General features: G+C 42.1%; 19 protein-coding genes and 1 tRNA gene. 10 read left to right on the forward strand and 10 right to left on the reverse strand.

Annotated elements, in window-relative coordinates; translation table 11 throughout:
- The first annotated feature begins 26 nt into the window (after window positions 1-26).
- From ACOYVE_RS12360 to ACOYVE_RS12375, 4 genes are read left to right on the forward strand one after another with little or no spacing between them, the layout of a single operon-like run.
- The gene (locus tag ACOYVE_RS12360; RefSeq protein WP_014856096.1) at window positions 27-2,309 is read left to right on the forward strand and encodes a TonB-dependent receptor; all 2,283 of its coding nucleotides are present in this window, start codon (window positions 27-29) and stop codon (window positions 2,307-2,309) included.
- Between the two features lie 14 nt (window positions 2,310-2,323).
- A complete protein-coding gene (locus ACOYVE_RS12365) occupies window positions 2,324-2,914 on the forward strand; it encodes an HmuY family protein (RefSeq protein WP_014856097.1) in 591 nt (196 codons plus the stop codon).
- Window positions 2,915-2,932: 18 nt separating this feature from the next.
- A complete protein-coding gene (locus tag ACOYVE_RS12370; RefSeq protein WP_014856098.1) occupies window positions 2,933-3,499 on the forward strand; it encodes a sirohydrochlorin chelatase in 567 nt (188 codons plus the stop codon).
- 58 nt (window positions 3,500-3,557) lie between these two features.
- Window positions 3,558-5,849 (forward strand): TonB-dependent receptor, encoded by a 2,292-nt coding sequence (locus tag ACOYVE_RS12375; protein WP_014856099.1) that lies wholly within the window; start codon window positions 3,558-3,560, stop codon window positions 5,847-5,849.
- Window positions 5,850-5,949: 100 nt separating this feature from the next.
- Here the strand turns inward: ACOYVE_RS12375 and ACOYVE_RS12380 are convergent, their stop codons facing one another.
- The 5 genes from ACOYVE_RS12380 to rnhC form a co-directional block, all read right to left on the reverse strand.
- Complete coding sequence (locus tag ACOYVE_RS12380; protein ID WP_014856100.1) at window positions 5,950-6,411, reverse strand: EVE domain-containing protein; 462 nt, start codon at window positions 6,409-6,411, stop codon at window positions 5,950-5,952.
- Between the two features lie 12 nt (window positions 6,412-6,423).
- Window positions 6,424-9,204: an excinuclease ABC subunit UvrA gene (gene uvrA, locus ACOYVE_RS12385; protein WP_422882251.1), complete on the reverse strand. Its 2,781-nt coding sequence runs from the start codon at window positions 9,202-9,204 to the stop codon at window positions 6,424-6,426.
- Between the two features lie 89 nt (window positions 9,205-9,293).
- Complete coding sequence (locus tag ACOYVE_RS12390; RefSeq protein WP_157867336.1) at window positions 9,294-9,740, reverse strand: hypothetical protein; 447 nt, start codon at window positions 9,738-9,740, stop codon at window positions 9,294-9,296.
- A gap of 118 nt (window positions 9,741-9,858) precedes the next feature.
- Window positions 9,859-10,962, reverse strand: coding sequence for a 6-phosphofructokinase (locus tag ACOYVE_RS12395; protein WP_014856103.1), 1,104 nt, complete (start codon window positions 10,960-10,962; stop codon window positions 9,859-9,861).
- A 28-nt stretch (window positions 10,963-10,990) separates the two neighbouring features.
- Window positions 10,991-11,887, reverse strand: a complete 897-nt coding sequence (rnhC, locus tag ACOYVE_RS12400) for a ribonuclease HIII (protein WP_014856104.1) — start codon at window positions 11,885-11,887, stop codon at window positions 10,991-10,993.
- 419 nt (window positions 11,888-12,306) lie between these two features.
- Between rnhC and ACOYVE_RS12405 the strand changes: the two genes are divergently transcribed.
- The 5 genes from ACOYVE_RS12405 (at window position 12,307) to ACOYVE_RS12425 (ending at window position 17,157) form a co-directional block, all read left to right on the forward strand.
- Window positions 12,307-12,393, forward strand: a tRNA-Ser gene (locus tag ACOYVE_RS12405).
- Window positions 12,394-12,820: 427 nt separating this feature from the next.
- Complete coding sequence (locus ACOYVE_RS12410) at window positions 12,821-14,659, forward strand: hypothetical protein (RefSeq protein ID WP_014856105.1); 1,839 nt, start codon at window positions 12,821-12,823, stop codon at window positions 14,657-14,659.
- A 166-nt stretch (window positions 14,660-14,825) separates the two neighbouring features.
- Window positions 14,826-16,172, forward strand: coding sequence for a phosphomannomutase/phosphoglucomutase (locus ACOYVE_RS12415; protein WP_014856106.1), 1,347 nt, complete (start codon window positions 14,826-14,828; stop codon window positions 16,170-16,172).
- Between the two features lie 54 nt (window positions 16,173-16,226).
- Window positions 16,227-16,442, forward strand: a complete 216-nt coding sequence (locus ACOYVE_RS12420) for a hypothetical protein (protein ID WP_014856107.1) — start codon at window positions 16,227-16,229, stop codon at window positions 16,440-16,442.
- A gap of 67 nt (window positions 16,443-16,509) precedes the next feature.
- Complete coding sequence (locus ACOYVE_RS12425; protein ID WP_422882255.1) at window positions 16,510-17,157, forward strand: phosphoribosylanthranilate isomerase; 648 nt, start codon at window positions 16,510-16,512, stop codon at window positions 17,155-17,157.
- On the opposite strand, the gene ACOYVE_RS12430 is transcribed toward ACOYVE_RS12425, so the two are convergent.
- Window positions 17,154-18,296 (reverse strand): aminotransferase class V-fold PLP-dependent enzyme, encoded by a 1,143-nt coding sequence (locus tag ACOYVE_RS12430; protein WP_014856109.1) that lies wholly within the window; start codon window positions 18,294-18,296, stop codon window positions 17,154-17,156. The two genes, ACOYVE_RS12425 and ACOYVE_RS12430, sit on opposite strands and share 4 nt — an antisense overlap.
- A gap of 70 nt (window positions 18,297-18,366) precedes the next feature.
- Here ACOYVE_RS12430 and ACOYVE_RS12435 point away from each other — a divergent pair, with 70 nt between their 5' ends.
- The gene (locus tag ACOYVE_RS12435; protein ID WP_157867340.1) at window positions 18,367-18,525 is read left to right on the forward strand and encodes a hypothetical protein; all 159 of its coding nucleotides are present in this window, start codon (window positions 18,367-18,369) and stop codon (window positions 18,523-18,525) included.
- A gap of 59 nt (window positions 18,526-18,584) precedes the next feature.
- Here the strand turns inward: ACOYVE_RS12435 and pepF are convergent, their stop codons facing one another.
- The 4 genes from pepF to ACOYVE_RS12455 all read right to left on the reverse strand — a co-directional run bounded on the left by pepF (window position 18,585) and on the right by ACOYVE_RS12455 (window position 23,575).
- Complete coding sequence (pepF, locus tag ACOYVE_RS12440) at window positions 18,585-20,465, reverse strand: oligoendopeptidase F (RefSeq protein WP_014856110.1); 1,881 nt, start codon at window positions 20,463-20,465, stop codon at window positions 18,585-18,587.
- Between the two features lie 28 nt (window positions 20,466-20,493).
- The gene (locus tag ACOYVE_RS12445) at window positions 20,494-22,467 is read right to left on the reverse strand and encodes an OPT family oligopeptide transporter (RefSeq protein ID WP_014856111.1); all 1,974 of its coding nucleotides are present in this window, start codon (window positions 22,465-22,467) and stop codon (window positions 20,494-20,496) included.
- 39 nt (window positions 22,468-22,506) lie between these two features.
- Complete coding sequence (locus ACOYVE_RS12450) at window positions 22,507-23,319, reverse strand: hypothetical protein (RefSeq protein WP_014856112.1); 813 nt, start codon at window positions 23,317-23,319, stop codon at window positions 22,507-22,509.
- Window positions 23,320-23,392: 73 nt separating this feature from the next.
- Window positions 23,393-23,575 (reverse strand): hypothetical protein, encoded by a 183-nt coding sequence (locus tag ACOYVE_RS12455; protein ID WP_041355988.1) that lies wholly within the window; start codon window positions 23,573-23,575, stop codon window positions 23,393-23,395.
- Window positions 23,576-23,617: the final 42 nt, after the last annotated feature.

The following is a 23,617-nucleotide window of genomic DNA, read 5'->3' on the forward strand; positions in this document are numbered from 1 at the left end:
AGATTTAGTCTAAATAAGGACAAGAAATGAAAAAATTAATTATATCAATATTTATTTCGCTTACGGGGATTATAGCTCAAACTCGTTTTCAAGGAAGGGTGGTTGACGCCGCCGGTAATCCGATACCGGATGTAAATGTATTGGTTGCCGGTACGAGTTACGGAACTTCTTCCGATAAAAATGGGATATTTAAGCTTGATTATCCCTTGAAGTCCGGCGATGAGATCTCTTTTTCGTGCATCGGATTTGAGGCTAAAACAGTTAAATATAATCCGTCAATTAATTTTTTGACTGTCCGTTTGCAACCAAAGGAGTATTCTTCCGAAGCAGTTGTGGTGACAGGAACGCGTAATCTCAAAAAACTGAAAGATACTCCGGTCAGAACGGAATTGATTTCCGAAAAGGAAATTAAAAAATGCGGTTATGTCAGTCTGAAAGAAGTATTGATGGAACAGACGGGGCTTGCCGTAATCAACAACCACGGAAGCGGCATCCAGATTCAAGGACTCGATCCCGATTATACGCTTATTCTTATCGACGGCGAACCGGCAATCGGAAGAACGGCGGGCACGATTGAACTGTCACGCTTCGACGTGGCAAATTTAAAACAAATCGAGATTGTCAAAGGCCCTTCTTCTTCTCTTTACGGCAGCGAAGCGCTTGCCGGCGTCGTTAATCTCATTACCTCTTTCCCCGAAGTCCCGGAAAAAATCGCCCTTTACGCTCAAACCGGAACTCACAATTCGTATCAATTGAATGGAGACCTCTACAAATCTTTCGGTAAATTCAAAGGTTCGCTTTTTCTGAATACAAGGGGAACCGAAGGATTCGATCTTACACCCGGGTCGATTTCGAAAACCGCGCCGGAATATGACAATATACTGATTAATCCTAAACTCGAATATAGTTTCGACGAGTCAAACTCACTCAAAATAAACGTCAGATATTTTAATGAAAATCAAAATAACCTTGCAGAGATTACGGAAAACGATCGAACGGTAATTCTTAAAGACGAAGACAGACTGCGCGATGTTAATATTTCTTTGAACTATTCGGGTAAGTTAAGTAATTCGTATAGTCATCAGTCCAGATTATACGCAAGTAATTATTTTACCGAAAGCAAACTGAATTATCAAATTGGAGGCGAACAATACGAATATAGCAGGTTCGATCAATATTACTATAAAGCGGAATACTCGGGCAATCTGCTAATCGATCAAACTAACCTGACTACGTTCGGAACCGGATACGTGAAAGAAAGCATCAATGCAGACAGAATCGACAAGGAAGCAGACGACATAAATTCGCATTTCGTTTTTTTGCAGCACGAATGGATTCCGTCCCGGTTTGTCGATATTGTCGGAGGTCTCAGGTACGACTATCACAGCAAATATTCGTCGCGCATAAGTCCCAAAATATCAGCCGCAATAAAACCGTATGATTTTTTGAAATTTAACGTGTCGGTCGGCAGCGGATTTAAGGCTCCTACGCTTCAACAGCTTTATCTCAATTTTACAAATCCGCAGGTCGGATATTCGGTTTACGGAGCAACGAATTTTTTGTATTACTTCAATAAACTTCTGGAAGAAGGACAAATCGACAGGATTCTCATTAATCCCGAAAACATAAATAAACTCAACGCCGAGAATTCCTGGTCGTTAAATTTTGCTGTGGAGTACGAACATTCCGAAAATTTCTGGGCGTCTTTGAATTTATTCAGGAACAACGTAAGAGATTTAATTGACGCAACGCCAATCGCGATCAAGAAAAACGGACAGGGTCTATACACCTATTTTAATCTGAATAAAATTTATACGCAGGGCATTGAATCCGAGATTAGAATAACTCTGTACGATTATATCAAAATGAGCGCCGGGTATCAATATCTCGATGCTGTAGACGAGGAAGTTCTCGAAAAAGTCAAAGCCGGCGAATATTTCAGACTAACCGAGTCTGGTCGATTGAAAAAAATAACCGAATCCGACTACGGAGGATTGTTCAATCGCTCTAAACATTCGGGAAATATCCGACTCGCCTACGATAACGAAACATACGGAGTCTTTGCGGCGCTTACCGGAATTCTCAAAGGGAAATACGGATATTACGACAGAAACGGAAATGGCATTCTCGACGACAAAAGCGAATATGCGGCGGGATACGCCGTCTGGAATTTTGCCCTCAACAAATCGATAAACGACCACTTGGCTCTGCAGCTAAGAATTGAAAATTTGTTGGATAGAAAATTGAGCGGACAAAATATGAATTTGTCCGGTAGAATAATTTACGCCGGAATTTCAATTAATTATTAAAAAAGGGAGAATAGATGAAAAAGCTATATTTACTCGCGTTACTGTTTACTTTATTATTTGTCGGTTGCGACGACTCGAGCAGCACCGAACCGGTTGACGATACGCCGGATGTTAAAGTTGTCGAAGTTAAGGACGTTCCCGCATTGGGTCCGGGTTTAACGTACTTTCGTTTTTCCGACAGCACAATTGTAACCGGAGCCGATACTTTATCCGATAAATGGGATATTGCTTTCAGAAGAACCGCAATTTACACAAACGGCGGCGTTAGCGGTCCCGGCAAGGGCGGAGCGATCGTACTGAAAAACACCGACTTTTATGATTTAAAGGAAGCTCCGTCTGAAGGATATCAGGTCGACGCAGAAAACGCACCCGCCATCCCAACCGGGTCGGGTAACGGCTGGTACAATTATAATCCCGAAACTCATATCATTTCTCCGATTCCCGGGGTTGTGCTTGTTATTAAATCGGGCGACGGCAAATATGCAAAAGTTCAGATTATAAGTTATTACAAAGGAGCTCCCGAAGCTCCGACGTCTTCGGACGAATCGAAATACTATACTTTCAGATATGTTTATCAGCCGGACGGCTCAACTAAATTTGAATAATAAAGGAGAGATATAAAAATGAAATCATATAAAACATTACTTTACTTCTTAATTACAGGCTTATTTCTTTACTCGAATCTCCTGGGTATGGCAGGAGACGGCAAAAAAGTGTCCGTTATAATAGTCGGACACGGAGCTCCTGCCAAAGATTTTCCGAAACTCAAAGAATATTTCAAATTGCACGACAGCCACACTCCGGAAGCCGAAGAAATCGAAAACGAGCTGCGAAACTGGCCACGCAACGAGGAAAACGATCCTTATTGGGCGGGCTTTATGAAAATAGTCGAAATATTTAAAAGTAAGTTTCAGAATTTTCATTCGGTCCATTATGCTTTTAATGAAATGTGCGCTCCTACTGTAGGCGAAGCGCTCAAGAAAGCATCCGAAGACAAACCGGATTTAATCCTTGTAACGAGCATAATGTTCACTCCTGGCGGCGGGCACTCCGAAAAGGATATTCCCGCCGCAATTGAAATGTTTCAGGAAGAACACCCTGAAATTAAGATTGAATACGCCTGGCCTTACAGCCAGGAATCATTGGCGAATTTCATCAATTCACACCTGTTGCGCTTTATTGATAAATAACCGTACGGAGCCGGCGCCGTCCGGCTCCATTATATTAAAATAACCGGGAGATTTGGAAATGAAACGAATTATCATGACGATAATTTTTTTTGTATCATTAAATCAGGCATTGATGTCTTATTCCGGAGACGGAATAAATATTTCCGGGAGAGTCCTGGATGCATCGACAAAAGAGCCTCTTATCGGCGCAAACATCATTATAAAAATGACCAATCTGGGTACAGCCACCGATATTAACGGATATTTTGAAATAAAAAGAATACACGTGGAAAATCCCGAATTGATTATATCAATGGTCGGTTACCAGTCGATTGTATTTCGTCTGAACGATAAAAATTCGGAAAATCTAACATTCGAATTAAAACCAGCTCTAATTGAAATGGGCTCGATTGTGGTGACCGGCACAAATACGCTTCATCTTTACGAGAATACGTCGGTAAAAACCGAAATTGTGCCGAAAAAATTGATACAGCAGCAGAGTGCATGTAATTTGGCTCAGGCTCTTGGACTTCAAACCGGCGTTATGGTAGAAAACGACTGTAATAATTGTAATTTTACGCAGGTGCGTATTCTCGGTTTCGACGGGAAATATTCGCAAATACTGATAGACGGCGACCCCGTCGTCAGCTCGCTGGGCGGAGTTTACGGACTGGAGCATTATCCTCAGGAAATGATTGAACAGATCGAAATAGTTAAAGGCGGAGGCTCGTCGCTCTACGGCGGAGGAGCAGTTGCCGGAACGATCAATATGATGACTCGTCGTCCCGCATTTAACGGCATAAAAATTTATTATTCCGGAAATTCGATCGACGGAACTCCCGATCATCAAATAGGCGCCATTGCCGAAATTGTAAGCGACGACAATAAATCGGGATTTTATGTGTTCGGCTCTACGAGAGACAGAGGAAGCTACGATCGCAACGGCGACGGTTATTCCGAATTGGGGAAACTCAAAAACGAAACGGTCGGTTTCAACGGATATATCAGACCACTCGAAAATTCGGAATTACAACTCTCCTTTCATCGTATAGTTGAAGATAGGAGAGGCGGCGGAGACTTCGACAAACCCGTCCATGAAGCGTCGATTGCCGAATGGACGAATCACGAAAAGTGGGGCGGCAAGCTGAGATGGAATCAAAAAGTCAACGCGTCGTTTGAATATAAAATAAATTATGCGTTTAGCATACTCGACCGCGACTCGTATTATGGCGGTTTGCCGGACGATACTCCCGAGGCAAAACTCCAGGCTCTTAAATATTACGGACACTCGGACAACCCGCTTCATACGGCCGGTATTCAGGCAAACTATTATTTAAGCGGTCATATTATAACGGCTGGCGTTCAATACGATTACGACAAACTTATAGATAAAAGCGTTTCGAGCGAGGCTTATTATGTCGACGAAATATTCAGAAATATCGGAGTCTATTTACAGGACGAAATATCGTTCGACAGCGAAGAGCATCTGCAGTTAGTAGGAGGAGTGCGTTTCGATAAACATTCGGCTCTGTCTGATTGGATTGTTAGCCCTCGGATCAACGCTAAAGTTAAATTGTGGGACGCGCTGAATTTGAGAGCCGGATTTACGACGGGCTTCAAAGCGCCTCAAATTTTCGACGAGGATTTGCATATCTGCGGACTCGAAGGAACTCAGCGCGTTATCCGTAATTCGGCTGGACTAAAAGAAGAAAAAAGCTACTCTTATACATTCGGCGCTGAATTCCAGGATTTTGTCGGCGATATTCCTCTGCTGGCGGGCGTAACCCTGTTTTATACGCGTCTTTCCGGAGCCTACGGCGAAAAGTTTATTTCTTCGGACGGCGTTATTGAATATTGGGAAAGAATTAACAGCAGCGGCGCCAGAGTAAAAGGAATCGAATTTGATTTCGGCGTTAAACCCCTAAATAAACTGGAAATTCGTTCCGGCTTTACTTTTAAGAATAATCAGTACGACGATATTCTGGAAGACTATAATACAAAAGAATTTCTCAGAACGCCCGATATTTTCGGCTATGTGAGAATTGCCTATGACTATTCGAATAAATTCAGCCTTTTTACAGCCGTTAAATATACCGGCAGTATGTACGTGCCTCACGAAATTGCCGTCGATTATCAGGATAATCCCATTATCGAAGTTAACAAGAGTAAAGAATTTTTTGAAATAGATTTTGCCCTCAACTATAAATTGAATTTGATTGAAAATCTCGCTACGGAAATATCGCTCGGAATAAAGAATATTACAGATCAATATCAGGAAGACCTTGACTTTGGAGTCGACAGAGATCCGGGCTATGTATACGGTCCGTCGTCACCTCGTACGGTATATCTTAATCTGGGATTCAAATTGTAATTGCAAGAGGCGGTTTGAGGGAATCCGTCCAGCTCATAAGCTCGCACATTTTATGAGTTGATGGATTCCTCCTTATTTAAAATAAATTTTTGTTCTGGATTTAACTTCCCATCCTGACAATCTCGTCGTATTCTTCTTTTGTAACGGGCATTACCGATAGTCGATTTCCTCTTTGAACCAACTTCATGTTTTTAAGTTTGGGATTTTGTTTAATTTCGTCGAGCGTTACGGCTTTGGGGAATTTTTTTATCAATTTAATGTCGACCATATACCAGGCGGGATTCTCTTTTTTGCTTTTGGGGTCGTAGTGTTTGTCGTCCGGATCGAAAGCCGTAAAATCCGGATATCCTTCTTTGACAATTTCGCAAATACCGACAGCGGCAGGCGGTTTTGTGTTGCTGTGATAGAAAATCACCTTGTCGCCTTTTTTCATTTCGTCGCGCATATAATTGCGCGCCTGATAATTTCTAACTCCGTCCCAATACGTCGTCTGATTTTTACTTTTTGCAAGGTCGTCTATCGAAAAAACATCCGGTTCGGATTTTACCAACCAGTATTTCATTGTTCCCTCCTTTTAATGATTTTCGAGATAAGCTTTCAAAAATTTCCCGGTATACGAACTGTCGCAATTCATAATTTCTTCCGGCGTTCCCATTGCAACAATTTCTCCTCCGCGGTCCCCGGCTTCGGGTCCGAGGTCGATAATGTAATCGGCGCATTTTATTACGTCGAGATTATGCTCGATGATGACAACCGAATTTCTATTGTCGATGAGCATCTGAAAACTTTTCAAAAGCTTATTAATGTCGTCGAAATGCAAACCGGTTGTGGGCTCGTCGAAAATAAAGAGGGTATGCTGACTTTTTCTACGTTGTGCAAGATGAGATGCAAGTTTAACTCTTTGAGCTTCGCCTCCGGAGAGAGTCGTAGACGGCTGTCCTAACTTAATATATCCCAAACCAACGTCCGACAATGTTTGCAGTATATCTTTTAACTTGTCGTGATTGGCAAAAAATTCAAGCGCTTCGTCGACGGTCATATTTAATACATCGACAATGTTTTTGCCTTTGTAAGTAATTTCCCGAACTTCCTTTTTAAAGCGCGTTCCTTTGCAATCGTCGCATTCGAGATACAGATCAGCCAGGAATTGCATTTCGATTTTTACGAATCCGTCGCCCTCGCATGTGTCGCATCTGCCGCCGGGAACATTAAAGGAAAAATAGCCCGGTTTATAGCCGCGCGCTCTTGCCTGCGGCGTGGAGGCGAATATTTCCCTTATCAATTCATACCCTTTTACATAACTGATGGGATTAGATCTCGGCGATTTACCGATGGGCGATTGATCTACGATTTCAATATTATCGATATAACGCGCTCCTTCGATAGTATCGAATTTGCCTACTTTGGGCGGATTTCCTCCGCTCATCTTTACAAGTCCGCCGTATAAGATATCGTGCACCAGAGTGCTTTTTCCCGAGCCGCTGACTCCGGTAACGACAACAAACTTTCTCAGCGGGAATTCGACGGTAATATTTTTAAGGTTGTTTTCTCTTGCTCCGGTAATTTTTATTATTTCTGTTTTTGAAGTGTTTCTCTTTTCCGGAACGGGAATTTTTAGCTTGCCCGATAAATATTTACCCGTTAGCGAATCGGGATTTTTTATTATTTCGTCGTATGTTCCGTGCGCAACGAGTTGACCGCCGTTTATACCCGCCTTCGGTCCCATGTCGTATATCAAATCGGCTTCTTTCATCATTTCGGGGTCGTGTTCAACAACCAGTACTGTATTTCCGATATCCCGAAGGGATTTAAGAATCTTTATCAAACGGGCGTTATCCCTCGGATGAAGCCCTATCGAAGGTTCGTCGAGTACGTATAACGTGCCCATTAATGCCGAACCCAAAGAAGTGGCAAGATTAATTCTTTGCGTTTCGCCGCCCGATAGCGTGCTGCTCAATCTGTCCAATGTAAGATAACCCAATCCCACGTCGTTTAAGAACGTAAGCCGTTTTAGAATTTCGTCGTAAATTCGCTGAGCTATGGTTTTTTCGTAGTCGCTTAAACGAAGGTTTAGAAAGAATTCGCGCGCTTTTTCAATCGACATTTGTACGATATCGAAAATCGAAAGTCCGCCTACCTTCACCTGGAGAGCTTCTCTTCTTAATCTTGAACCTTTACATGCATGACATACCGTATAACCTCTGTATTTGCTCAACAGGATACGGATATGCATTTTATACGTATGATTTTCGAGCTCTTTGAAAAATCCGTTAATACCTTCAAAGCCGTCATAACCTTTTTTAAGAATTTCAATCTGCTTGTCGGTCAAATCTTTGAACGGTTTATCGAGAGGAATTTTGTATTTGTTGTTTCGTATTAATTGTCTGAGATATTTGCTGAATTTCGGAGTGCGCCACGGAGCTATTGCTCCTTCGCTAATGCTCAAATTCGGGTCGGGAACGATTAGATTCATGTCGTAATCCATCGTCTTACCGAATCCCTGACAGACGGGGCATGCGCCGTACGGATTGTTGAAAGAGAAAAATCGAGGTTCAGGCTCTTCGTATTTTATTCCGCAACATTCGTAAAATCGGTTGAAATTTTTCCTTTCGAAATTGTCGGCATTGATTACGAGCAATCTTCCTTCGCCTTCTTTGAATGCAATTTCAATCGATTCGGCCAATAACTCTCGTATTTTTCCTTTTTTTATTTTGAATCTGTCGAGCACTACAATAATGTCTTCTTTTTCAACTTCGGCAAAATCCCGGAAATTATCGAGTTCGCTTAAATCGACGAATTCGTTTTTAACGATTATCCTGAAGAAGCCTTTCTTTTTCAAAAGTTCTATTTCTTCTATTACTGAGCGCTTTTCGTGAGGGTGTATCGGAAATCCGAGGTAAAATTTCCCGTTTTCTTCCCGGGTTTCGAGCCACTCGCATACGGAAGCGACTGTGTCTTTTTTTACTTCGTTTCCGCAATCGAAACAGATAGTCTTCCCGATTCTCGCAAACAGCAAACGCAGGTAGTCGTAAATTTCGGTGGAAGTGCCGACGGTAGAACGGGGATTGCGCGCTGTGGTTTTCTGTTCAATAGCTACCGCAGGCGAAATTCCCTGAATGATGTCGACGTCGGGTTTGTTCATTCTTTCGAGAAACTGACGCGCATAGGACGAAAGGCTTTCTACGTATCGGCGTTGTCCTTCCGCATAGATTGTGTCGAATACAAGCGAGGATTTGCCGCTGCCGCTGACGCCGGTGAAAACAACCAGCTTGTGTTTCGGAATTTCGAGGTAAATATTCTTAAGATTATGCTGACGCGCCCCTTTAATTGTTATTTTCTTATTGTCGAATGTCATATGCCATTTTAAAAAAATCGTAACCGGAAAGTTACGAATAAGTTAGAAGATTTTCTTGAAAGGGAATGGTGAAAGATTTGTTTGAAGAGCTACTTTTCTTCTTCCCAATCGATCAGTTTGCCGTCCCTGAAGAAGAATGTAATTTTCCCGTAATACCATTGAGTAAAAACGCCCCATTTTTCTACATTCTTATCGATTTTGTCGGGCTTACCCCATCCGGCTCTTAGCATCTCTTCGGTCATGCCTTTCCAGATTTGCTTGCGGTAGACGCGGGGTCCGTATTTTTTGCCAAACTTTTTAACGTAGAGCATTTCGATTTCATGCTCGGCTTGCGCAATCAATTCGTCTAAGTTCTCTTTTTCGATTTTAAGGGAATCAAGTTGAGCCTTCAGTTCGATTAATTCTTTCTTGAGGAGTTTCTTTTTATTGATAAGCGAATTAAGCGAAGAATTGTATTCCGATTTACTTAGCGCGGTCTGACCGGTCAATAAAGAAGAAGAAAAAAATAACAAAAGAAGAATAATTCTGTTCATCATATACCATTATGAATTTTGATAAAAACAAATCCCGCATAAAGCGGGATTGCAAGTAGTGAGATATTTTTTTATATAATTGTTTATTGATGTCACAATGATAATAAAAATAATAAAAAAATTACAAGTCTTTGGTGCCAAAACAAACGCCTACCGCCTTAGCGGCAAGTACGCCCTGGTCGGTTTTCTTTACGAGCTTTTGTTTGGCAATAGCGTCTACAATTCTTACGCTTTTAATTTCATTCCCTTTCAGAGCGACCATTTTGCCGAATTGTCCTTTAATAGCGAGCTGAATCGCCTGAGTTCCGAATTTTGTAGAGAGAATGCGATCGAAAGGAGTAGGGCTTCCGCCGCGCTGAAGATGCCCGAGTACCGTATAACGGGTTTCGAGACCTGTATTCTCGCTTATTTTCTTTGCCACATATTCGCCGATTCCGCCTAATTGAATCGGGTCGGTTCTTTTAATATCTTTACCTTTCATAATCATAGTGCCGTCTTTGGATTTGGCGCCTTCTGCAACGCATACAATACTGAAACGTTTGCCCATCATATTGCGCATGAGAACCTTGTCGTAGATCGCTTCCCAGTCGAACGGAATTTCGGGTATCAGAATTACGTCGGCGCCTCCGGCAAGTCCTCCGTTTAAAGCTATCCACCCGGCATATCTGCCCATCACTTCGATAACCATTACGCGGTGATGAGAGGATGCAGTTGTGTGGAGCCGGTCGAGCGCTTCGGCAACAACATAAACTGCGGAGTCGTGACCGAATGTCAGGTCGGTTGCATCCAGGTCGTTGTCGATTGTTTTGGGAACTCCCACCACGTTCATACCCATTTGACTGAGTTGATGAGAAATATGCATCGTGCCGTCGCCGCCGATTGCAATAATGGCGTCCAAATTCCAGGCGTCGTAATTTCGCATTGCCTCTTTCGAACGGTTAATAATTTTGATTTTTCCGTCGACTTCCTCAGGCCAATGGAACGGGTCGCCTTTATTCGAAGAGCCTAAAATCGTACCGCCGGTGGCAAGAATTCCAGAAACGTCTTTGTTGTATAACTCCATTGCTTTGCCTTCAACCAATCCCTCGAAGCCGTCTAGAATGCCGAGAACCGTCAAGCCGTTGTCCAGCGCGGGTTTTGTTACGCCTCTGATTACTGCGTTGAGTCCCGGGCAGTCGCCGCCGCCTGTTAGTATTCCTACTCTTTTAATTTTTTTTGATGGCATAATACACCTTATTTTTTAGTCAATTCTATTATCGTAATTTTAGAGTGACTTTAAAATGTAATTTAGCAAATTTTTGCAATTTATCTTTCCCGATATTTTTCGCCGCTTGCAGGACTGCATCCGAGGCTCCTTTGGGCAAGTCTAATCCTTGCTCTTTTAGTTTTAGGAACCATTCGTTGAATTTATTTCTTGCCAGAATCGAAGCGGCGGCAACTCCCGTATATTTTTCCGCTCCTGTTTCCATTATGAACTTGATATCTTTCGTATCAATCGACGGATGGATTTCCAGATTCCTGTTGCTGAATTTATCCGTTATTACAAGATTACATTGAACTCGCTTTAGAAGTTTGCCCGTAACCAAAGAATGACAATGAACGAGCAGTTTGTTCAGATTCCGGTATTGATCGTACAATCGGTTGTAATCTTCCGGCTCAAGAGAACAGATTTCAAAGTCATTTCCGATAATTTGTTTAATAGATTCGGCAAGCAAATCGATTTGAGTATCGCTTAAATCCTTGCTGTCGCGCACTCCTATCCGTTTTAATTTTGAGGCGGTTTCCTTATTCACATAAACTGCCGCAACTACCAGCGGACCGAAATAATCGCCTTTGCCGCATTCGTCCGAACCGATATATTCTTCGTATTCGATGTCGTCATTTCCAATCTCAGGAGAATTTTCGTCGAAGACAGCGCTTTTGATTTTGTTATATTCGAACGAATCCGGGTCGCCCTGAATTACAATCTTATTTCCTTTCTTACCGAAATAAACCTGTACTTTTACTTTCTTTTTATTGTAATTAACCGTGAATTCGTAGTTGTAATTTTTTTCTTCGATATCCGAAGGATTAAAATCCATTGTTGAAATTTTATTTCGAATAGATTTGATAATATCGAAAGCCGATTTTTTAAAGCCGGTATTTGTCATAAGTATAAACAAAATTAATTGGAATCGTAACTTATGAATTTTAGACGAGAAAATTGCTTACCCGGCGTGAATTACCTTTTTCAATGGAGAAATTCGATAAAATTTTGTAATCTTGTGACCGTCTTTTTAAGTAATTATGGTCAGGAGAGGTGGCAGAGCGGTTGCCTGTCCGACACAGACGGAAATGCGGCGGTCTTAGAAGGCTTATTGAGAATAAAGTTCTTTCATTGACAACGGAGAGGTGGCAGAGCGGTTGCCTGTCCGACACAGACGGAAATGCGGCGGACTTAGAAAACTTATTGAGAATAAAGTTCTTTCGGTTATTACGGAGAGGTGGCAGAGCGGTTGCCTGTCCGACACAGACGGAAATGCGGCGGTCTTAGAAAACTTATTGAGAATAAAGTTCTTTCATTGACAACGGAGAGGTGGCAGAGCGGTTGAATGCGGCGGTCTTGAAAACCGTTTGGCGCTTGCGCGCCACGGGGGTTCGAATCCCTCCCTCTCCGCAAGAAAATTATACAAAAAACTCAATTGATTTCAATCTATTCCTTTTTGCTTCGTGAATTATAATTCTGTCTTTATTTTAATATGAATAGCTCTTGTGGAAGGAGAGTGCATTTTTTGAATTGTGATTGTATTAGTAATCTATTTTTTTAAATACTGCCTCACAATTGTCTTGCATTCATTCTTTAGGAAATCCTTGTTCCTCTAATTTATCTTAACATTACATAAAATGTAACCCCTAAAATTTTTATAATATTGCAATCCTTTTTTAAAGCATCGACCCCAAATGTAAAACTTTTGTAAAACCTGCAAATGAAGCTCTGAGAAAGAGTGTATTCTATTTTATTTTGATTATGTTAGCTGATGTGTATAACGTAAAAAAATTACACATCAGAACAATAAGTAAAAAGTAAACATCGGAACAAATCAATGAACGGAAACAACATACATAAATTTCATATACCCGTACTGGGCGTCGGCTATTCGATAGACACGCCGTTAAAAGTAGCAAAATACGGTATCTCGTCGGTAATGTCGCTTGTAGACGACACTTTAATGGAAAAATTAAGAAAACACTATCTAGAAAAAAGAAACAAAACTTATGTCCCGATAGAAAGCGACCAATACGATTCGCGGGCTAAGAGGACTACCGCATATTTAAATATGATCGGTGAATTTGTAGAGGAAGATTTTGCAAAGCTGAAATCGACGCCTTTCGAAGAGGGCAGCGAAATAAATAAATATTTTGAAATGCTGCGGGACGATTCCGATTTGAAACGGCTCTACAACAGAATGCTGAAGTCGAACGATCCTTACCGAAAAAAGCTTATGGAAGAGCGGCTCAGGAACGGTATGAAACCCGGTTCCATAGACGTTAATATTATGACGAAAGTTGATAAAAGTAATTACGACAAAGACGGAACGTTGCTGCCTTCGGAATTCAACGATGCGCATGCCGCATTGCGCGGGTTCGCGCAAAGTAATTTGAAGAGTAAAATTATTTTTTCCGCAGGAATGAATCCGAGGCTTTACGGATATATCGCCGCTTTTGACGATTTCTATCCCGACTATGAAGGCAATTTTAAAAAGAAAATCGTGATAAAAGTGAGCGACTTTCGCTCGGCGCTTATACAGGGTAAATTTCTTGCAAAAAAAGGTTTGTGGGTCTCCGAATTCAGAATAGAATCGGGACTTAATTGCGGAGGACATGCTTTTGCTACCGACGGTTTGCTGCTGGGTCCTATTCTCGAAGAATTCAAAAACAGAAAAGACGAATTGATAAATTCGCTAAAGGAAATTTATCTTCCTTCCATAAACAAAAAGGGAATCGACCCGGACGAATCGAAGCTCGGTTACGAACTTACGGTCCAGGGCGGCGTAGGGAAATCGAGCGAGCAGGAATTTCTTATTCGTTATTACGGGGTAAGTTCGGTCGGATGGGGTTCTCTATTTCTGATGGTGCCCGAAGCTACAAACGTGGACGATTATACTCTCGAAAAATTATGCGAAGCGCGCGAAGAAGATTTGTACCTGAGCGAAATATCTCCGCTGGGTGTTCCGTTTAACAACCTGAGAGACAACAGCAAAGATATTGAAAAATTCGGACGCGCCGAAGCCGGCAAACCAGGCAGTCCCTGTCCGAAAAAATATCTGGTTTCCAACAAGGAATTTACCGATAAGCCGATATGCACCGCTTCGATTACTTATATCAAAAAGAAAATTGCGCAATTGAAGAATACCGCTGTCGATCCGGCTGAATATGAAGAAGCTTATGGCAAGACAATTGATAAAGCCTGCCTTTGCGAAGGACTTACGGTTACGCCGTTAATTCTTAACGACATTCCGACTCCAAAACAAAGCAGAGCCGTGTCCGTATGTCCGGGACCGAATATTGCATATTATTCCCAAAAAGTATCGCTAAAAGAGATGGTAGATCATATCTACGGAAGGATCGATTTGGTTACGGATAAATTACGACCGAATATGTTTGTAAAAGAATTGACGCTCTATACAAAATATTATGAAAAACTAAGGCTGAAAAGCAAAACGGCGGAGAATTCTTTTGAAGAATTGGCCAAGAAAACGGAAATCCGATTGAAACAATTTCACGAGAATCTACTCGAAGGAATTAAATATTACCAAAAGATTATTCCGGAAATAATGGAAGAAAGTTACGATAAGAAACAGGAAATCCTGGCTTCGTTATATCGACTCGAACAGAAATTAATCTCTTTTATTTACAGCGAAAGCCAACCCGTACTTAGCTGATAAGATAAGAATTTTCTCTATACCGATGGATTTAATGCGACTTTAAAGGGGTCGCATTTTTTTTAGATTGAAAGAGTATAATAACCGTTTTTTATTCCTAATATGCTTTATTAGTCATATTCGTCAAAATTCCTTATTTTTGCACAAAAATTTTTCGGAGGTGTTGATGGAAAGAATCCCTGGGTTCAAAGCGTATGATATTCGTGGGAAAGTCCCTTCTGAACTGAATGGCGATCTGGCTTATAAAGTAGGCCGAGCCGTCGCAAAATATCTCGACGCCAAATTAATCGTAATCGGTCACGATGTTCGCCCTTCTTCTCCCGAATTATCGGAAGCTTTGGCAAAAGGGCTTACGGATGCAGGATGCGACGTTATCGATATCGGATTGTGCGGCACGGAAATGATCTACTTTGCCACTCCTCATTTTAACGCCGACGGCGGAGTGATGATTACAGCAAGCCATAATCCGCCCGAATATAACGGACTTAAATTTGTCAGAGAAGGCTCCAAACCTCTCGGTTACGATTCAGGACTGAACGAAGTCGAAAAAATGATACTCAACGACGATTTGGGCGAAATTGCGGAAGTTAAAGGCGCGGTGCAAAAGAAAGACGTAATGGACGAGTTTATCCGCCATATAAATAAATTCTACAATCCGGATAAAATTGCTCCTTTCAAAGTGGTTGTAAATGCCGGGAACGGCTGCGTAGGACCGGCGCTCGACAGGCTCGAAAAACTTCTTCCTATTAAAATGGTCAAAGTGTTTCACGAGCCCGACTCGCGATTCCCGAACGGAGTTCCGAATCCTCTTCTGCCGGAGAACAGACAACCGACCATCGATGCCATCAAAGAAAGCGGAGCCGATCTAGGAGTAGCGTGGGACGGCGACTACGACCGCTGCTTTTTCTTCGACGAAAACGGCAATTTTATCGAAGGCTATTATATTGTCGCTTTGCTGGCAAAATCGATTTTACGAAATCATCCCGGCGAAAAAATCGTTTACGATCCGCGTTTAACATGGAACACAGTTGACGTAGTTACCAAAGCCGGAGGAGTGCCGGTTATTTCCAAGAGCGGACATGCGTTCATTAAACAAAAGATGAGGGAAGTAAACGCAATCTACGGCGGTGAAATGTCGGCTCATCATTACTTCAGGGAAAATTCTTACTCCGACAGCGGTTTGATTCCGTTCTTGCTGATTCTCCAGCTGCTTTCGGAAGAGAATGCCAAATTATCCGAGCTCGTAGGCGAAATGATTAAAGCTTATCCGTGCTCGGGAGAAATTAATTCAAAAATTCCCGACCCGGCTGGCAAACTGGCTGCCATTAAAGAAAAATACAGCGACGGAAAGATTGACGAACTCGACGGCGTTAGCGTGGAATATCCGGATTGGCGGTTTAATGTGAGAATGAGCAATACTGAACCTCTGTTGAGGCTCAATGTGGAAGCCAGAGGCGACATCGAATTAATGCGTAAAAAAACAGAGGAATTGCTTAATTTTATCAGAAGTTAAAACATTTTATTTAATTCGCCGTCTAAAATGCACAATAAATAAGGGAGACTTATCATGGGCGAGCAGGAAAAACCGATTGATGTGGATAAATTGCTGCAAAACAAACTTAAAGGCGTAAGCGTTAACACGCTCGAAAATGCAATTGCAAAAGTAATCAGCGATTTGGTGGGCGAGGATTATAAGTGCACAATCAGCGAAGTTAAATACACGCTTTTCAGCGGAGCCGACTTTCATGTTAAAGTTGAATTGACCTATAATCCTAACGAGTAAAATTTGATTTAGCGCGCGGAATCTTCTGATTCCGCGCATTCTGTTTTCTCTCCTTTGGTCCATACTTATGCATACCAGAGTTAAAATATGCTGCGTCAATTCGATTGAAGAAGCCCGGTTGGCAATAGAATTCGGAGCTTCCGCTATCGGATTGGTCGGGAAAATGCCGAGCGGTCCGGGTATAATACCCGACGACTTAATTCGTAAAATTGCGTCCGAAATTCCTCCGCCCGTTTCAACCTTTCTGCTTACAAGCGAAACTTCCGCCGATAAAATTGTCGAACATCATTCCAGAACCCACACGTCTGCAATTCAAATTGTCGACGAAGTTGAAACTTACGTCTACGCTTCGATAAGGAAAGCGCTCCCTTCCGTGAAAATCGTTCAGGTAGTGCATGTAACCGGAGAAGAATCGATTGATAAAGCCGTAATGATTTCTGAGAATGTCGATCTTATCCTGCTGGACAGCGGCAATCCGAATCTTAAAATAAAAGAGCTGGGCGGAACCGGAAGAACCCACAATTGGAAAATCAGCCGCAAAATAGTAGAACAATCAACAGCGCCAGTCTTCCTTGCCGGAGGTCTAAATCCCGAAAATATTAACCGCGCTATCGAAGAAGTGAATCCGTTCGGGGTAGACGTATGCAGCGGCGTCAGAACCGGCGGAAAATTAGACCCGCTTAAACTTGAGAAATTCTTTGCGGGTATATCTTAAATGTTTTTTCCCGCCGACTTCTTAAGGATGTCGATCGTCCGGTCTATTTCGTCTTTAGTGTTGTAAAAATGAGGTGAAAAACGGATCAGACCCTGTCTCAGCGAACAATGAATTTCATGCCTTTCAAGCTCTTCAAATATTATTTCGGGGTTGTCGACCGGTATTGTAACTATCCCAGCACGATTGCTTTCAGGAGTATTTTTTAACACGGGCTCGAAACCCGATTCGGATAATTGTTCGATAAAATAATTCGTATTTTCAAGAATTCTTTTTTCGATGTTCCCGATTCCGTATTTAGTAAAAATATCGAGCATGGCGTCGAATAGGGCAACGCCCAGAGTATTCATTGTGCCGTTTTGAAAACGGTCGGCGTCTTTTTTTAGAATAAGATTGTAGTCCAACAAATTCCAGGCGTCTTCAACCGAAGTCCAGCCTACGAATTTCTGATCGATTTTTTCCTGCAATTCTTCAGTAATGTAAAAATACGCCAATCCTTCCATCGACATCAGCCATTTTTGAGTTCCGCCGGTTAAAAAATCCACGTTATATTTTTCTACGTCCGTATTAATTACGCCGACGCCTTGAATTGCATCGACGCAGAAAGTTATTCCTTTATTTCTGCATAATTTACCGATCTCTTCGATATTTGCCCTGTAACCCGTAAGAAATTGCACCGAGCTTATCGAAATTAATTTTGTCCTTGTTGTTATGGCTTTTTCAATATCTTCCAGGTCGACCGTTCCGTTACGGTTTTTTACTATTGTAATTTCCACGCCGTGTTTTTTCAAATTCAAAAACGGATAGACATTCGAAGGAAATTCCAGGTCGTTTATTATAATTTGGTCGCCGGTTTTCCAGCTAAGTCCCTGCGCGAGTATGTTAAGACTGTTAGATACGTTATCCGTCCAGGCAATTCTGCCGCTTTTTGTATTGAGCAGGCGCGCAAGTTTGGATTTTGCAGAGGCGTTCCATCTCAGAAAAAATTTAAAGTTTTCGATTTTTTCGCCGCTCCTCTGGCGAGCATACAGTTCCAGCCGTTCCAGCAAAGGCTTTGACCATGGTCCGAGAGCCGCGTGATTGAAGTAGATTTGTTCTGTTTTTAAATGAGGAAAGAGATTCCTGATCTCGTTTATTTCCATAATTTTATTCCAGGCTATTTAAAAAATCTTTTTCGATCCGATAATAAATCAGAGATTCGGGAATATTAAAATGAACAAGTTATTAGAATTAGCCGCTGCGTTTTACGGAGTTTTGATACCGAAGAGATATAAAGAAAAGTTTTGCAAATTGGTAATTGAATATCTCGACGAACGTTACTCCGTTGAAACCGCAATCGGAATGGCATTGAGAAAACTGAACTTGAACTAATAAAAAGGGCTAGTTGACCCATAGTTATTGGAAGCCCCGCAGTGCGGGGCTGGCTGTTTTTAATTTTGTCTCCTTTCGAGAATCTCTTCCATCATGTCCATCACTTTATTCATCTTAGCCATTGTAAGATCGAATGCTTCCGAGGAGAGCGGATCGATGCCCGCCTTTTTAATTAAATCGATCGGATATTCGGAACTGCCGCCTTTCAATATATGGTAAAATTTGTCTACCGCCGGCTGCCCTTCGTTGACAATTTTTTCGGCAAAAGCAGTGGCGTAGATTAACGACGTCGAATACTGATAAACATAATAAGTGTAGTGGACAAAATGGGGAATGTATGCCCATTCGTATGCGACGTACGGATCAACTACGCATACTCCTTTGTCGTCGCCGTAATATTTTTTGACTATATCGTAATAAATATTACTCAAATCGTCGCCGGTAAGAGGCTCGCCGTTTTCCACTCGTTTGTGGATTTCCCATTCGAACTCGGCAAATGAAGTCTGTCTGAAAATAGTAGTTCTTAACAAATCGAGATAAGAACCCAGCAGATAGAGTTTCTCTTCGTCGGATTTGACGTTGCTTACCATATAATTATTGAGCAATGTCTCGTTTATTGTCGAAGCAATCTCGGCAACAAATATCGAATATTGAGCGTTTACGAACGGCTGGTGTTTGTTTGAAAAATAGCTGTGCATTGTATGACCCAATTCGTGAGCAAGAGTCGAAACCGATTCGTAATCGTCCGTCCAGTTCATCAGTATGTACGGATGAAAATCGTAAGCCGCTCCGGAAGAATAAGCGCCGCTCCGTTTTCCTTTGTTCGGTATGAAATCGATCCATCTTTCCTCGAATGCTTTTTTGACTGTGTTGACGTATTCCTCGCCGAGCGGTTTGAAAACGTCGAGTAATAATTTTTGACCTTCTTCCACGTCGTATTTGAATTCAACCGATTTAACCAGCGGAGTGTAAAGATCGTAATAATGAAGAGTATCGACTCCGAGCATTCTTCTTTTGAGTTCGAGGAATCGATGAAGCGTCGGAAGATTTTTATGAATCTGTTCGATCAGAGTTTCGTATACGGAGACGGGAATATTGTTGACGTTGAGAGAACTTTCCAGAACGGAATTGTATTTTCTGTTCTTAGCGTAGAAATAATCGGCTTTTAACTTGCCGACCAAATTTGCGCCGATTGTATTTCGGAATTTCTTGTAATTTTCGAATGTCGACTGCATCACCAGTTGACGGTCTGCGCGGTTTTCGACAGTTCTATATTTCGTATAGTTAGCCGAAGTTAATTCGACTTCCTCGCCGGTCGAAAGTATAACTACGGCATTCGGTTTTTCGGCGTTGTCGAATATGCTGTATACTTCGCCGGGAGTCGAAGTCATCAAACCCGCGCTTGCCAAAATTGCTTCCTCGTTTTCGGAAAGCGTATGATCTTCGAGACGTAGTATGTCCATCAAGTAGAATCGGAATTCGTCCAATTCCTTTTTCTCATATAGAAAGCGTTCTATTTTTTCCCGTCCCACTTTCAAAATTTCGGGATTGACAAATGAAGTGACTTCGGAAAATTTGGTGCCGAGCGTAGTGGCTTTTTGATTCAGCGCCTGGTTCGAACTTATTCTGAGGTCTTCATCCGCAACGCGGAATGCATAATCCGAAAGTTTATAATAATCTTTCAGCAGGTCGAAATAAGTTCTAAGAGCGCTGTATAGAACGTCCGCGCTTTTTCCGAGAGCGCCTTTATACTGCGAGAATTTTTCGATTTCAGTTTCTAACCGGTCGTGTTCTTTCTCCCAATCTTCGACGCTTTTATAGAGTATGGAATTATCCCATTTGTATTTATCGGGCGCTTCGTTTCTTTCGAGCGTCTGCGATTTACCGTTTTGGAGCATAGCAAATACCATTATTAGTGTTAGAAAAACTTTGGCTTTCATAATAGTAATCCGTATTTAATTTTCAAAATTATTCGCCTTTTCGAGCTCTGAGCGAATCCCAGATCATATAGACGCTTATTAAAGAAAACATAATGATTGCGAGCAATTCGGCGGCGTGCGATTCCTGCCAATCATGATTAACCCAGTTATATCCGATATATCGGAGTATTGCGCTAAGAACCCCAAAGAGAGCGCCTCCTGCAATAAATCCGGAAGCGATCAGAGTTCCTCTTTCGCGACGGGAGTTGTTTAGTTGTTCGTCTTTACTGCGAGTCGATACAAAATGCGCAATTAAACCTCCCACGAGAAGCGGAGTGTTCAATTCAAGCGGAATATACATGCCGAGCGCAAAAGGAAGAGCGGGAATTTTTATCATTGTAAGAATGAGCGCCAGAAGGGCTCCCGCCAGATAAAGCAGCCACGGCGCAGGTTGATTTGACATCAACGGTTTGATTACAGCAGCCATAGCGTTTGCCTGCGGCGCTACGAGCGCGTTTTCTCCCGTGAATCCGTAAGTTTCGTTCAATACCATTATGATCCATGCTACCGTGGCGGCGGAAAAAATAGTGCCTACGAATTTCCACTTTTCCTGTTTGTACGGCGACGAGCCGAGCCAGTAACCGATTTTAAGGTCAGTTATGAAAGCTCCAGCCTGCGACAGGGCTGTGCATACTACGCCGCCTATTATTAATGCCGAGACCATTCCCGCCGGACCGGTAAGTCCGACCGAAACAAGCACTACGGATGAAAGTATCAAAGTCATTAATGTCATACCCGAAACGGGATTGGTTCCCACGATTGCAATAGCAGTCGCTGCCACGGTTGTGAAAAGAAATGATATGATTAAAACAATTAATAGTCCGATAAGCGCATGGAACAGGTTGTTTACAACTCCGAAAAAGAAGAAAATGAATATTAAAATGGTGGTAATAAAAAGTCCGACGAAAATAATCTTCATCGGTAAATCTCTTTGAGTTCGCTCGCTGTTCTCGTTAACTTTTTTTCCGAAGAGTTCCTGGAATCCGAGAGAGAAAGCTTTTTTAATAATTCCCGATGAGCGAATGATTCCGATAAATCCCGCCATGGCAATACCGCCGATGCCGATATGGCGCACATAATTTCTGAAAATTTGTTCGGCTGACATATCCTTAATCAATAAACTTATATTTGCGCCGACTGGAGTGGTGATATAATCGCCGAAGTATGCTATTACCGGAATTATAACAAACCACGAAAGAAAAGAACCCGCCGTAATTAAAGCCGAATATTTCAATCCGATAATGTATCCGAGTCCGAGGATGGCGGAACTTACGCTTAGTCTGAATTCGAGTTTGATTTTATCTGCAATCGACTGTCCGACGGGAATTACTTTGGTAGTAAACAGTTCGCTCCACCAGCCGAAAGTAGCCACGACGAAATCGTAAATGCCTCCTATTAAACCGGCAACCACCAGCACAATGGCGTGTTTGCCGCCTTTTTCGCCCGCTACCAGAACCTCGGTCGTTGCGGTGGCTTCGGGAAAGGGGAATTTACCGTGCATTTCCGAAACGAAATATTTTCTGAAAGGAATAAGAAACAGAATACCGAGAAAACCGCCCAAGGCTGATGCCAGAAAAATTTTGTAAAATTCGGCTTCCAGTTCAAGTATATAGAGAGCGGGAATAGTAAATATTGCCCCGGCTACAATTGTGCCCGATGTCGCGCCGATCGATTGAATGATCACATTCTGTCCCAGAGCGCCTTTCTTTCTCAATGCCGCTGAAAGACCGACCGCAAGTATAGCAATAGGAATTGCCGCTTCGAAAACCTGTCCGATTTTTAATCCCAGATAAGCCGCCGCTGCGGTAAAAATAATCGCCATTATTATTCCGGTAATGACCGAGTAGGGAGTTACTTCCGGATATTCTTTGTCCGAAAGCATAACCGGAATATATTTTTCGCCGGGTTTTAATTCCCTGTAGGCGTTTGACGGGAGTCCGTTTGTGTTTGGAGTCTCGTTCATACATTACTCCTGTTTTTATTAGGATTGTATTTATGTAAGTTAATAACCGTCGTTCAACTTGCTGTAGTCGAGTTCCGATCCCAGAGCGCTGTGAGGAATAAGATAAACTATGAACATCAGTAACGCTGCCCCGATCACCCATCTTTCCGGTCTCGGAGATTTTTTCAATTTCAGATATGCAATAATCCAGCCGAACATTGCAACGAGAGTCTTATTGTCTGTTAAATCGTATCCGAACGGAAAGCCGGTCCAGAATTCTCCGAAAGCGTAATATTGCATAAGAGGTCCGAGAATAAAACCGCCCGCAAACAAAAGAATTATTGTAGTTAGCGTATAAAATTTCAAATTCCCGTTTTTAACAAAACCTTCCATGCCCGCCCGCGCGCCGAATAACATAGCCGTAAACATGATGATCACGTGAGGAATCAATATGCTTGCAGGCACATCGCCTTTGAAACGAATTACAACCGTTTTGTCCGGGGGGAGATAAATCGATTCATTTTTATTGTGGAGTGCAATATAATATTCGAGTTTGCCCGCCGGAGGCTGCTTGGGCAGATAAGCTGTCAGAATCGAATCGCCTGTCATCTCAACTTTATTGTATTCTTTATCGAACTTATACCTGCGCCAGAAAAGCGCGCCCGTTATCCCGCCTCCTTTTGTATCGATTGAAATTCGATAATCGCTAGACGAGCTGTGGCTTCTGAGCAATTTGTATTCAATTGTTCTGCCGGCAAATTCAATTTTGTTTTTGTAAGGATAGGTGGGGCCGGTCATTCGTTGATAGACCGCCGACGATACCGTTATTAAAAAAGCAATAATCCAGAAAAGTAGTTTTTTCGATTTTGTCATAACGTTTTTGTAATGATAAATTAAACTTATGAAATCCGTCAGATTTAACCAAAGGAACCGACTCGTTTATCAATCATTTCCCGGCCAGACATTTATTGTTTTTATTGTTGTACCTCTTGAAATGTTTGCACCAGACAGCGAGATCTTTTCTGCAAGCTCCTATTGCTTCGGGATTTGTAAAATCGGCAAATTTACACGTGTAATCGCAGAAAAGGGGAAATTCCTTAATGTCGATTTTATTTTTCTTTTTACCCATTGTATCTTCCCGATAATTAAAAGTTTGTTATTTTTGGAAACA

It is taken from the genome of Melioribacter sp., from assembly GCF_049325435.1.
Lineage (GTDB): Bacteria > Bacteroidota > Ignavibacteria > Ignavibacteriales > Melioribacteraceae > Melioribacter > Melioribacter roseus.